Below are 12,597 nucleotides of genomic sequence, written 5' to 3' on the forward strand. Positions count from 1 at the left end.
CCGCCCGAGGGAAAGCAGACCATGAGATATCGCACCAGAGTGACGGCCCCGGCAGCGCTGCTCGGCTCCGTGGCGGCCCTGTCCGTCGCCGCCCCGGCGCACGCGGCCCCGAAGGCCGCCACCGGCCCGGAGACCGCCACCCCGGAGACCGCCGCTCCTGGCCCGGAGACTCTCGGGGATCCCGTCTTCCCGGGCCTCGGCAACGACGGCTACCGCGTCTCCGCCTACCACCTCGACCTCGCGTACGACGCCACGACCCGGCTCGTCGACGCGACGGCGACCCTGACGGTCACCACCACCCAGGAGCTGAGCCGCCTCTCCCTGGACGCGCTGGGCCTCGACGTGCACGAGGTGCTGCTGGACGGCGTCCCGGCCGCCCGGGAGCAGGCCGGGGAGAAGCTGCGGATCACCCCGGCGACCCCGCTGGCCGCACAGACCACGGCGACCGTCACCGTGACGTACACGGCGGACCCGCGCGCCGCCCTCACGCCCACCGCCTGGGTGCCCACCCCGGACGGCTTCGCGATCTGCCCCCAGCCCAACGCGGCGCACACCGTCTTCCCCTGCAACGACCACCCCTCGGACAAGGCGGACTTCACCTTCCGCATCACCGTCCCGGCCGGGCTCAAGGGCGTCGCCGGCGGTCACCTGGTCAGCACCGAGGATCTCGGCGACGGCCGGACCGCGTACTGCTACCGGTCCCGGGAGCCCATCGCCACCGAGATCGTGCAGATCACGGTCGGCGACTACGTCATCAAGGACCGGCAGGGCCCGCACGGACTCCCGCTCCGGGACGTCGTCCCGACCGCCCGGGCCGCCGCCCTGGAGCCCGCCCTCGCCCTCACCCCGAACCTGGTGAGCTGGCTCGAGCAGCGGCTCGGGGCCTTCCCGTTCGAGACGTACGGCCTGCTGCCGTGCAACAACGACGCCTCGAACGCCTTCGACTTCACGGGCCTGGAGACCCAGACCCTCACCCTGTACAAGCCGAACTTCCTGCTGCAGGCGGAGAAGAGCATCGGCTCGCACATGATGCACGAGCTGGTCCACTCCTACTTCGGCAACAGCGTGAGCCCGGCGACCTGGTCCGACCTGTGGCTCAACGAGGGGCACGCCGACTTCTACGGGCTGCTGTACCGGTACGAGCGCGGCTGGACCGACTCCCTCGGCCTCACCACCATGGAAGCCCGCATGAAGGACACGTACGCGCGCGGCGACCAGTGGCGCAAGACCTCCGGCCCGGTCGCCGCCCCGAACGAGGCCAACCTCTTCGACAGCCAGCGCTACCTCGGCGGCGTCCTCGTCCTGTACGCGCTGCGCCAGCAGGTCGGCGAGTCGGTCTTCGCCGTGATCGAGTCCACCTTCCTGGAGCGCTTCCGCAACGCCTCGGCATCGACCGCCGACTACATCGCCGTAGCCTCGGAGGTCTCGGGCACGGACCAGTCCGGCTTTCTGCGGGACTGGCTCTACGGCACCAAGACCCCGAGGATGCCCGGTCACCCGGACTGGACGGTGACGCCGGCGAGTTCGGCCCTGCGCCAGCCGCAGAACCGTCCGAGCGCCCCGCACGACAACTCGGCCACCCTGTAGCCGACCGCGGCGGGGCCGAGGTTCCTGGTCCGCCCGGGCGGCCACGTGCCGGACACTCGGCCCACGCCGGCCGTTCGGGCTGGGTCGTGGCCATTGGCCGGGCACGGTAGGTGAGTGGGGTCGCCGTTGTCGCCGGGCGCCGATGGTCCTGACGTCTGGCGCAGGCCGACTGCACCGGGCGTACTTCGGCGGAGGGTCCGGGGTAGGCGATCGGGCCCCCGTGCGTTGCCGGGTGCCGCCGTCCCGGACGCTCGGGGCACGCGGGCCGTTCGAGCCGTGTCCCGGCGGCTGGCCGGGCCCCGTCCCGCCGGGCTGTCGTGGCCACGGGTCCGGCTCTGGTTGGGCGCGGCGCGTGAGCGGGCAGCCGTATGTCGCTGGGCGTCGTTGTGTCAGACGTCCGGCGTGGGCCGGCTGCATGGGGCGTGCTTCGGCCGCGGGTCCGGATCCCGCCGTTCGGGCTGTGTCTAGGCCGCGGGCTGGGTGGGGTGGGCGATCGGGTTCCCATGCGTTGCCGGGTGCCGGGTGCCGGTCGTGCCGGGTGCTCGGCGTGCTCCGGTCGTTCGGGTCGTGCTTCGGCGGCGGGTCCGGCCAGAGCTGTTCGAGCTGTGTCCCGGTCGCGGGCCCCGCCCCGGTCGTGCGGGGCGGCCGACAGGTGCCCCGTGCGAGGCACCCGACAGGCGCCCCCATACGAGGCACCCGGCAGACGCCCCCGTGTGAGCCCGGCCCGGGCCTGGCTCGTCGCCGGGCCGGGCCGTAAGGCATGACCTAGTCGAGTCGGGCGGAGGACACCTCACCCGGCTCGATCGCCGTCTGCGCGCCCCGCTGGTGCGGGATCGACACCGAGCCCTGCTGGAGCGCCACGGTTCGCGTCGGCGCCGGGATCCGGATGCCCTCCTCGCGGTACCGCTTGTGCAGCTGCTTGATGAACTCGTGCTTGATGCGGAACTGGTCGCTGAACTCGCCCACGCCCAGGATGACCGTGAAGCCGATCCGGGAGTCGCCGAAGGTGTGGAAGCGGACCAGCGGTTCGTGGTCGGGGACCGCGCCCTCGACCCGCGTCATGACCTCGGTGACGACCTCGCAGGTGACCCGCTCGACGTGCTCCAGATCGCTGTCGTACGCCACCCCGACCTGCACCAGGATCGTCAACTGCTGCTCGGGACGCATGAAGTTGGTCATGTTCGTCTTGGCGAGCTCGCCGTTGGGGACGACGATCAGGTTGTTGGAGAGCGCGCGGACTGTCGTCTGGCGCCAGTTGATGTCCTCGACGTAGCCCTCCTCGCCGCTGGCCAGCCGGATGTAGTCGCCGGGCTGGACCGTCTTGGAGGCGAGGATGTGGATGCCCGCGAAGAGGTTGGCGAGCGTGTCCTGGAGGGCCAGCGCGACCGCGAGACCGCCGACACCCAGGGCGGTGAGCATGGGCGCTATGGAGATGCCGAGGGTCTGGAGCACGACCAGGAAGCCGATCGCCAGGACCAGCACCCTCGTGATGTTGACGAAGATCGTGGCGGACCCGGCGACCCCGGAGCGGGACGTGGTGACCGTGCGCACGAGCCCCGCGACCAGCCGGGCCGCCGCCACCGTCACGACGAAGATCAGCAGCACGGTCAGCACCTGGTTGACGGTCCGCTGAACCCCCTTCGTGAGCGGCAGCGCCGCCGCGGCGACGGCGACACCGCCCGCGATCGCCGCCGAGGGCACCACGGTCCGCAGCGCGGCCACGATGACGTCGTCACCGCCCCACTTGGTGCGATCCGCGTGCTTGCCCAGCCACTTGAGCAGCATGCGCAGCAGGAACGCCGCCACGAGGCCCGCCACCCCGGCGATGCCGGCGCCGACCAGGTCGTCCATGGTGAGATCCCGTTGAAATGCCGTCACATTGCCACCTGTTCGAATTGCGGGATGTGCGATCGCGTCCACCGCGTGAAGGTTCCGTGGCCGACGCGACCGCTCATCCTGCCGTATCCGCTACGGGAGTTCGTACCCGCCGGGTGCCGGATCGCCGAGTTTCGGACGATGCCCTCGGCGCGAGGTCAGATGACCTTCAGCCGCACCAGCGCGCCCAGCGTCAGCGCGCCCGGCACCAGCGGCACCCAGACCGTGATGATCCGGTAGGCGAGCACCACCGCCGTGGCCACGGCCGCCGGGCCGCCTGCCGCGACCAGCGCCACCACCAGGGCCGCCTCGACCGAGCCGACCCCGCCCGGCGTGGGGACCAGGGCCACCGCGCAGGTCGCCGCCAGATACGCGAGCGCCATGTGGACGGGCGGCACTGGCAGCCCGAGCGCCTGCCCCACCGCCGCCAGTCCCGCCGCCTGGAGCGCCGGGAAGGCGAGTGAGCCGCCCCACAGGGCCAGCGCCCGGGACGGCCGGGTGTGCACCGAGCGGGCCTCGCACAGCGCGGTCCGCAGGAAGGAGGCCACCGCCGTGCGCACCCGGCGGACGCCGGTGAGGACGGCCACCGCGAGCACCAGCACCGCGCCCAGACCCAGCAGCAGCGGGCCGACCGCGGTGTCCGGCAGCAGCGTGCCGAGTCGCAGCGCGTCCGGGAAGACGACGAGGAGCGTGGCCAGCAGGGCGAGCCGGCCGACCGACTCCGCCAGCATGTACAGGGCGAGCGCGGCCGAGGAGCGGGCGAGCGGGATCCCGCACACGGTCATGAAACGCAGGTTCACCGCCCCCGCACCGAGACCCGTCGGCAGCAGGTGGTTGGCGGCGCCCGCCGCGAACTGCGTGGCCAGCAGCCGCCGCCGGGGCAGCCGTTCCACCACGGCGCCCTGCCGGGTGAAGGAGGCGGCCACCCAGGTCAGACAGGTGGCACCGACCGCGGCCAGCAGCCACGGCCACTGGGCGTGCCGGAGATGTCCGAAGCCCTCGGCGAGCACGGACCGGTGCCGCACCGCGATCACGGTGACCAGCAGGAGCGGGACCAGACACAGGATCTGGCGGATACGGCGGACGGGGAGGCGCTGGGGAGGGCGTCCCTGGGGGAGTTCTACCGCTGTCACACCCGGAGAGGTTTTCCCCGCCGCGCCAACGGCGTGTTGCGGGAGCGGGACCAGGGTCTTACGTACGGTCATCGAGTCCTTCGGTCGAGCGGTCGAGGTCCGGGCGTTGACCTCGACAACGCTTGAGGTTCTAAGTTCTCTCCCATGAGCATGGAGACCACAGCCTGGACACAGCTGCACAGTGTCATGAACGCCGAGCAGGAGCGCCGCCCGTTCGCCCGCGCGACGCTGCGCCGCATCGGCGCCTTCGCCCGCCCGCACCGTACCCGAATCGCCCGTTTCGTCGTGCTCGGGGTGGCGACCGCGCTCCTCGCCGTGGCCACGCCCGTGCTGGCCGGCAAGGTCGTCGACGCGATCGTGTCGGGCGACGACGAGGGCAAGGTCGTACGGCTCGCCCTGCTCATCGCCCTCATCGCGGTCGTGGAGGCCGCGCTCGGCATCCTCGCCCGGCGCCTGTCGGCCACGCTCGGGGAGGGACTCATCCTCGATCTGCGCACGGCTGTGTTCGATCATGTGCAGCGCATGCCGGTCGCGTTCTTCACACGCACTCGTACGGGAGCGCTCGTCTCCCGTCTCAACAACGACGTCATCGGCGCCCAGCGCGCCTTCAGCAACACCCTGTCGGGCGTGGTCAGCAACCTGGTCACCCTGCTGCTGACCCTTGTGGTGATGCTCACCCTGTCCTGGCAGATCACCCTGCTCGCGCTCGCGCTGCTCCCGCTGTTCGTGATCCCGGCCCGCCGGATGGGCAGCAGAATGGCCCGGATGCAGCGGGAGGCGGCCACCCTCAACGCGGCCATGGGCACCCGGATGACCGAACGCTTCTCCGCGCCGGGCGCGACCCTGGTCAAGCTCTTCGGCCGCCCCGAACAGGAGTCCGTGGAGTTCGCGGCCCGGGCCCGCCGCGTGGCCGACATCGGTGTCCGGACCGCCACCGCCCAGTCGGTGTTCATCACCGCCCTGACCCTGGTCTCCGCGCTCGCCCTCGCCCTGGTCTACGGCCTCGGCGGCTGGTTCGCCCTGCGTGGCAGCCTGGAACCGGGCGCCGTGGTCTCCCTCGCCCTGCTCCTGACCCGCATGTACGCCCCGCTCACCGCCCTGGCCGGCGCCCGCGTCGAGGTGATGAGCGCGCTGGTCAGCTTCGAACGGGTCTTCGAGGTACTGGACCTGAAGCCGCTGATCGAGGACAAGCCGGACGCCCGCGAGGTCCCCGAGGGACCGGTCGCCGTCGAGTTCGCGGACGTCCGCTTCGGCTACCCCTCCGCCGACAAGGTCTCCCTGGCCTCCCTGGAAGAGGTCGCCTCCCTCGACACCCGCGGCGGCGCCGAGGTCCTGCACGGCGTCTCCTTCCGCGCCGAACCCGGCCAGACGATCGCCCTCGTCGGCTCCTCCGGCGCCGGCAAGTCGACCGTCGCGCAACTGCTGCCGCGGCTCTACGACGTCGACGAGGGCGCCGTCCGCGTCGGCGGCGTCGACGTCCGCGATCTGACCGCCGGTTCCCTGCGGGCCACCCTCGGCATGGTCACCCAGGACGGCCACCTCTTCCACGACACCGTCCGCGCGAACCTGCTGCTGGCCCGCCCGGAGGCGACCGAGACCGAACTGTGGGACGCCCTGCGCCGCTCCCGCCTCGACGCTCTCGTCCGGTCCCTGCCCGACGGCCTCGACACCGTGGTCGGCGAGCGCGGCTACCGGCTCTCCGGCGGCGAACGCCAGCGCATGACCATCGCCCGCCTGCTCCTGGCCCGCCAGCGCGTCGTCATCCTCGACGAGGCCACCGCCCACCTGGACAACACCTCGGAGGCCGCCGTCCAGGAGGCGCTCACCGAGGCGCTGGAGGGCCGGACGGCGATCGTGATCGCCCACCGCCTGTCGACGATCCGTTCGGCCGACCAGATCCTCGTGGTCGAGGACGGGCGGATCGTGGAACGGGGCACGCACGAGGAACTCCTCGCGCTCGACGGCCGGTACGCGGAGCTCTACCGCACCCAGTTCACCGCACACGACGGCGAGACGACGGAGACCGCCGTGGCGTAGAAACCGGAAGCGGCGCCGGGTCAGGGGACGAGCCGGTCCTGGTGGCCGGCCCGCCATTCGGTGAGCAGGACGGCGGCGTCGTCCTCGAGACGGCCGCAGTGGTGGTCGAGGACCGCGTGCATCAGCCGGCGCAGGGTCTCGTGCAGCGTCCGGCGGCCGGAGCGGTGGCGGACGACGAAGTCGACGAACCGGTCACGGCCGAACCACTGCCCCTCGGCGTTGCGGGCGTCGACGATCCCGTCGGTGTACAGCAGCAGCCGGTCGCCCGGCTCCAGCTACTGACGGCTGACGACGACCGGCAGCGGATGGCCGCGGTTGATCCAGCTCAGGCGCCCCGTGTCGAGATCGAGGTCGGCGAGGATGCCGGTGACGTACCGGCTGGTCCCGAAGTGGTGTCATGGCCCATCGCGTCGAACACGGACAGGTGCAGGAGGTTGCCGCTGAGGGCGTGGTCGAAGGCGTCGCCGCCCATCTTCGGGCGAAGGAGTCACTGAGGGACCGCTTGCTGAGAGTGCAACCGAACGGTGAAGACTGTGGTGGGACCGAATCCGCCAGACTGACGAGGGCCGTCTCCGCCACCCGGGCAGGCGTCACTGCGCCCCCTGTCGCACTCCCGTCCGCCTCCCGTCCGCACCGGGCCGCGGCCGACGAGGTCAGGCCGAGGAGTTCGTCTCCGCCGAGGCTCCCGGCGCCGGTTCCGCCATGGGGAACAGCAGTGCCGTGGCGGCCCTCGCGTGCAGGGCGTCCAAGGTCTTGATCTGCTGACTCGCCCTGCGCAGCAGCTCCTCCAGCCGGTCGGCGTCCAGCCGGGAGTCCTGGGCCGACGCGGCGAGCAGCCCGCGCCACAGCGAGGCCTTGCCCTGCGCTCCCAGCCGCAGCGCCTCGATCTCGACCAGCAGGGAGAGCCCGGAGCGGCGCAGCAGACGGCCGTTGGGCTTCATCCGCGCCGCCTTCTCGCCCAGCCACGCCCCGTACGCCTTGTAGCGCCGGACGGGGACGTCGAGGTCGGCGAGGAGACGCACCAGGGCCAGCCGGTCCTGTGTGATCTCCTTGCGCAGGTTCTCCAGGGTCTCGCCGTACGCCGAGCCGCGGTGCTCCTCAGCCGTGCGGCGGGCGAGCTCGACGCCCGCCGTCGCACCGGCGAGGTGGTCGTTGAGGTAGATCACCAGCCGTTCGTGGCGCGTCGGGCCGTCGTGCGAGGTCCGTGCCGTCGTGTTCATGATCCCCTCCGGCTGCCGGAGTCCGGTGACGGCCTCCGAGTTCCCCGGCCGGGCCGGTCCACATCAGCACGGCCGGACCCGCCTCCACGAGGTCGCCGCCGTAGTACGTCCACTGGGCCCCTTGGTACAGGTCGGCGGCGGTCGGGAGGAGAGCGTCCGGGCCGGCGCCGCGCACTCCGCTCGCCCGCGGCTTCTGGGCTCGTGGTGCCGGGGATGTCCGGCGCCCAATCCGATCCGGCGGGCCTGGGCAGGCCCCTGCGGTCCACCCACGACGTTGTCTTCGTCCGGGCGGCCGGGCACCCCAGGCCGCGCGTCCTCACCCGGGCTCCACAGCCACCGTCGTCGTCACCCTGGTCAGCGAGGGCCGCCTCGGCACGGACCCGAACCCGAACCGCACCGGCGGGACGACCGGGGCCGCCGCACCGAGGGCCTCGCCCTCGAAGACCCCCGACACGGCGTGGACCGGCCGCAGGTCCCGGGCGCCGTACCACTCACGCCGGCCCGCTCGCGCGCTGCCACGGGTGCGCACCCCGGGCAGCAGCACCCGGGCGGGCACGGACAGGAACGTGCACCAGGCCGGCTGCCGGGCCAGTACGCCGGGCACCGCGCACAGCAGCAGTCCGAGGGGCCGCCGACGGCCCGCGGTGAAGCGCAGCTCCAGCGGCCCCGCCGTGACGCTCCAGGCCCCGTCGGCGACGCGCACGCCGACCGGCACGACGCGCACGGTGTCGAAGACGTAGGTGCCGCCGACAAAATCCGCCGTTCGCGCGGTGGGAGCGAGCAACAGCCGTTCCCCGTCGGGCCGTTCCAGCATCACGTCGCTGAACGGTCCGAACGGCGACCGCGGCCAGTGCCCCAGCACGACGCGGATCCCGGAGGCCGTGCCGAGGCCGGCGATCCAGCCGTCGAAGCGCAGCCGCCCGCCACTCGCCCGCCCGGTCATGCGAAGAGGGGCCGGGAGGGCCCCAGCCGGACGTGCTCGACGCCGGGGGAGTAGTGCACGACGGGCTCGTCGAGCGGCCCGGGCAGGCCCACCGCGGTCGTCAGCGTCTCCTCCAGCACGTCGACGGCGGCACCGGCCAGCGGCCAGGGTTCGTGTTCCACGGGCGTCTCCCAGATGAGCCCCAGCCGCCGGGTGTACGCACGCCAGCGCGAGGTCAGCCACACGTCCCGCTCGGTCGGCTGGACGGGATCGCCGGGACGGACGTTCAGGCGGTACGAGACACGGCCGGCCCCTCGCGAGCCCGCGTAGGACACGGTGTCGCCGCTCGTCGTCACGCGCAGGGTGCCCAGGCTGTACGGCGCCCCGATGGCACGAGCCGCCAGCATCAGCGGGCTGGCCACCTCCAGGGACAGGAACCAGATCCCGTCCCGGCCGTCCTCGCGCCGTACATAGGTGCGCAGGTTGGTCTCCGCGAACGTCGGGAGCCCGGGTATCGCGGCCGGGAGGCCCCCGGGGCGCACGTCCGCCATCACGAACGGCGTGAAACCCACCCACGCGGCCCCGTCGTACTCGTCCACGACCAGTTCCCGGGGCAGCAGGGCCTGCACCGCCTCAGGCGGGAACGGCCAGTGGACGAACGTCTGCCTGAGCCAGCGCGCCCGCACGGCGGGCACCCGAACCCGCTGCTCCGCGCCGTAGGCCACCACGATCGCCGGGTCCCCCTCGGAGGACGGCGGAAACGCGCCGGGCGGACCGTGGCAGTCGGGCCGGGCCGCTCCTTGACGGACGGCCGGGCGGCGTTTCCGCAGGGGGGTGGCGGGCACTCGCGGCGCCATGAATCAGAGTCGTCCGCCCCTTGCCGACAGCTCGCTCGCCCTCCTCGCCAAGGGATACACCTGGCTGCCCGACCGCCGGGGCCGTACCGGCGCCCCGCTCGTGCGCACCCGGCTGATGGGACAGCACGCCGTCGCCCTGCACGGCCCGGAGGCGGTGCGCTTCTTCTACGACGAACGGCACGTGGAACGCGGCACGGCGCTCCCCGGTCCGGTGCTGAGCACGCTCTTCGGCCACGGAGCCGTGCACACCCTGGACGGACAGGCCCACCGCGGGCGCAAGGAGATGTTCGTCTCCCTGCTCACCGGACCGAAGGCGGTGGCCGAGTTGGTCGACTCCGTCACCGCGGTGTGGGACGAGGCGGTGCAGTCGTGGTTCGAGCGCCCGGTCGTCCTGTTCGACGAGGCGAGCCGGATCCTCACCCGGGGGGTCTGCCGATGGGCCGGCGTCCCCCTGGACGACGCGGACGCCACGGCCCGGGACATGGTCGCCATGGTCGACGGCTTCGCCACGCCGGGACCGCGCCACTGGCGGGCCCGCCGGGCACGGGCGCGCAGTGAGGCCTGGCTGGCAGGTCTGGTCGAGGAGGTCCGCGCGGGCGGCGCCACGGCGCCGACCGGATCGGCTCTGGACGTGATCGTCCGCCACCGGGACGTCGACGGCCGGCTCCTGGACCCGCACACAGCCGCGGTCGAACTGCTCAACGTCATCCGCCCCACCGTCGCCGTGTGCTGGTTCGTCTCCTACGCCGGTCACGCCCTGCGCACCCCCGGTGTCAAGGACCGGCTGCGCGAGGACGACCCCGCCTACGCCGTGGCGTTCGCCCACGAACTGCGGCGCTTCTACCCCTTCGCGCCCTTCCTCGGCGGCCGGGCCGTGACCGACCTGGACTGGCGGGGGGAGCCGATCCCGTCCGGCACCCTGATCCTGCTCGACCTGTACGGGCAGAACCACGACCCCGACCTGTGGGACGAGCCGTACGCCTTCGCCCCGCAGCGCTTCGTGGGGCAGCCACCGCAGCGCGACGAACTCGTTCCGCAGGGCGGCGCGGACCGGACCACCGGCCACCGCTGCCCCGGCGAGGACATCACCGTCGCGCTGATCGCGGCCCTCGGCCCGCGGCTGGCCCGCCTGGAGTACGACGTGCCCGAACAGGACCTGCGCATCCCCCTGAACCGCATGCCGACGCGTGTGCGCAGCGGGTTCGTCATCCACGCCGTCCCGGCGCGGGTACCTGCGGCGGCCCACTGAGCCAGCGAGTCACCGACCCGGTCCGACGCCGGCTGCCCGCCCGGTGTCGCACCGGGCGGGCAGCCGCGGTACCCGGGGGCACCCGTCAGGCGGCCGCCGCGCCACGAATGATCCCGCGCCCGGCGGTCACGGCCGCTCCGGCAAGCGCGGCGGCGACGGCGGTCCTGCGCAGTGCGGTGCGTCGCCGCCCGTGCCAGCCGCCGTGCACGGCACCCTCCCCGGAGGCCGGTACGTGCAGCGCTCCGTGGGTGGCCGGGGCCTCCTGGCCGTGATCGAGGTGCCCCTTGTCCGTCTGCCGGGCCATGGCCCGCTCCGCGAGCCCGGGCGCCATCCGGGACTGGCGTACCAGAGCACGGCCGGCCGGACCGACCACCACCTCGCGACGGGGATGACGGACGAGGTCCACGACCGCCCGGGCGACCCGTTCCGGGGTGTAGACCGGAGGCATGGCCACGATCTTGAGGCCGGTGTAGTTGGCCGCCTGCTGGAAGTGCGGGGTGTCGATGGTCGCGGGCATCACCGTGCACACGTGGACGCCCTTCACCCCCTCCACCCGCAGCTGCTGCCGCAGGCTCGAACCGAGCCCTTGCACGGCGTGCTTGGACATGCTGTAAGGGTGGCTGTACGGCTGGGACACGGCACCCACGATGGACGAGATGTTGATCAGCGTGCCCGCCCCCTGCTCCCGCATGACCGGCAGCGCGGACCGTGCCCCGTGCACGTAACCCATCACGTTGACGTCGAGGACCTTGCGGAAGTCCTCCAGCGGTACGTCCTCGAAGCGGCCGAAGGCGTTGACGGCCGCGTTGTTCACCCAGACGTCGATCCGGCCGAACTCCGCCACCGCCCGCCGCGCGAGGTCCTCGACCGCCCCCGCGTTCGTCATGTCCGTCGGCACGACCAGCGTCCGTGCCCCGCGATGCTTCTCGCACTCCCGTGCCGCCGCCTCCAGCGCCTCCTCGCGCCGCGCGGCCAGCACCACGGCGCAGCCCTTGCGGGCGAAGGCCTCGGCGGTGGCCCGCCCGATGCCGCTGGACGCTCCGGTCACCACGACCACGTGATCGCGCAGTCCCATACCTGCCTCCTCAGCTCTGCCGAGCCGGGCCCGCGCCCGCCTCCGTGGCGGCCCGGGTACCCGCCTGCCACCGAACCGAGCGAGCCACGGCCGAGCCGGTCGACGCGGCCCGCCGGTGGACACGTCGTGTGAGCCCCGGAACACCCGACGGCGGCTGACCGGGCAGGCGGATCGTTGTAGTCTCCGGATCGCCCTTGACCCGCGCCAAGCGGGCAGGGAGCTGACGAATCGGGAGTTTCCTCATGTTGCGGACCATGTTCAAGTCCAAGATCTAACGTCTGGCCATATACCCAGGTCGGGCGGGTGGCGGTCGCGTTTCGGTCAGCATTTAGTCAGCGTCAGTACTGGGATCCGCGACGGTGAAGCGGCTTTTGCCGCCACCGGGAGGGACTGGAAGAGAGACGAGCCAGTTCTTGCGACGCACCGCGCGAGCGGCCGTCGGCGAGGGGGCTTGCTGCTGCGCGGCAAGAACGGCGCCCGCAAGGCCTCGGCCGCATCCTGGTGGACCTGGACCTCGACTTCGTTCTCGCCAGCGAACGCCTGATCGGCAGTGGCGCGCCACGACGGTCGTCCTCACGCTCCTGGACGCACTGCCGGCGACCGGCAGCACATTCGCCTACCACGGCGACTTCCACTGGCCCG

General features: G+C 72.8%; 9 protein-coding genes and 2 pseudogenes. 4 read left to right on the forward strand and 7 right to left on the reverse strand.

Annotated elements, in window-relative coordinates; all coding sequences use genetic code 11:
* Positions 1–21 precede the first annotated feature (21 nt).
* Positions 22–1,587, forward strand: a complete 1,566-nt coding sequence (locus ACFYZ8_RS14595) for a M1 family metallopeptidase (RefSeq protein ID WP_388532601.1) — start codon at positions 22–24, stop codon at positions 1,585–1,587.
* Positions 1,588–2,352: 765 nt separating this feature from the next.
* On the opposite strand, the gene ACFYZ8_RS14600 is transcribed toward ACFYZ8_RS14595, so the two are convergent.
* Complete coding sequence (locus ACFYZ8_RS14600) at positions 2,353–3,438, reverse strand: mechanosensitive ion channel family protein (RefSeq protein WP_388533740.1); 1,086 nt, start codon at positions 3,436–3,438, stop codon at positions 2,353–2,355.
* Between the two features lie 182 nt (positions 3,439–3,620).
* Positions 3,621–4,595, reverse strand: coding sequence for a YbhN family protein (locus ACFYZ8_RS14605; protein ID WP_388532602.1), 975 nt, complete (start codon positions 4,593–4,595; stop codon positions 3,621–3,623).
* Between the two features lie 150 nt (positions 4,596–4,745).
* On the opposite strand from ACFYZ8_RS14605, the gene ACFYZ8_RS14610 reads away from it, so the two are divergent.
* Complete coding sequence (locus ACFYZ8_RS14610) at positions 4,746–6,632, forward strand: ABC transporter ATP-binding protein (protein WP_388533742.1); 1,887 nt, start codon at positions 4,746–4,748, stop codon at positions 6,630–6,632.
* Positions 6,633–6,652: 20 nt separating this feature from the next.
* On the opposite strand, the pseudogene ACFYZ8_RS14615 reads toward ACFYZ8_RS14610, so the two are convergent.
* From ACFYZ8_RS14615 to ACFYZ8_RS14630, 4 genes and pseudogenes are all read right to left on the reverse strand, one after another.
* Positions 6,653–7,107 (reverse strand): annotated as a pseudogene (locus ACFYZ8_RS14615) (PP2C family protein-serine/threonine phosphatase); the annotation flags it as partial.
* A 178-nt stretch (positions 7,108–7,285) separates the two neighbouring features.
* Positions 7,286–7,852: a hypothetical protein gene (locus tag ACFYZ8_RS14620; RefSeq protein WP_388532604.1), complete on the reverse strand. Its 567-nt coding sequence runs from the start codon at positions 7,850–7,852 to the stop codon at positions 7,286–7,288.
* Positions 7,853–8,168: 316 nt separating this feature from the next.
* Positions 8,169–8,795: a hypothetical protein gene (locus ACFYZ8_RS14625; RefSeq protein ID WP_388532605.1), complete on the reverse strand. Its 627-nt coding sequence runs from the start codon at positions 8,793–8,795 to the stop codon at positions 8,169–8,171.
* Positions 8,792–9,502 (reverse strand): YqjF family protein, encoded by a 711-nt coding sequence (locus tag ACFYZ8_RS14630; protein ID WP_388533744.1) that lies wholly within the window; start codon positions 9,500–9,502, stop codon positions 8,792–8,794. Before ACFYZ8_RS14630 ends, ACFYZ8_RS14625 begins: the two co-directional genes overlap by 4 nt.
* 127 nt (positions 9,503–9,629) lie before the next feature.
* Between ACFYZ8_RS14630 and ACFYZ8_RS14635 the strand changes: the two genes are divergently transcribed.
* Positions 9,630–10,880 carry a cytochrome P450 gene (locus ACFYZ8_RS14635; protein ID WP_388532606.1) on the forward strand — a complete coding sequence of 417 codons (1,251 nt, stop codon included), beginning with the start codon at positions 9,630–9,632 and terminating at the stop codon, positions 10,878–10,880.
* A gap of 85 nt (positions 10,881–10,965) precedes the next feature.
* Here ACFYZ8_RS14635 and ACFYZ8_RS14640 read toward each other — a convergent pair whose 3' ends face one another.
* Positions 10,966–11,955, reverse strand: a complete 990-nt coding sequence (locus tag ACFYZ8_RS14640; RefSeq protein WP_388532608.1) for an SDR family oxidoreductase — start codon at positions 11,953–11,955, stop codon at positions 10,966–10,968.
* A 359-nt stretch (positions 11,956–12,314) separates the two neighbouring features.
* Here ACFYZ8_RS14640 and ACFYZ8_RS14645 point away from each other — a divergent pair.
* A pseudogene (locus ACFYZ8_RS14645) lies at positions 12,315–12,563 on the forward strand (hypothetical protein); the annotation flags it as partial.
* Positions 12,564–12,597: the final 34 nt, after the last annotated feature.

The sequence above is a fragment of the Streptomyces sp. NPDC001668 genome (assembly GCF_042893155.1).
GTDB lineage: Bacteria > Actinomycetota > Actinomycetes > Streptomycetales > Streptomycetaceae > Streptomyces.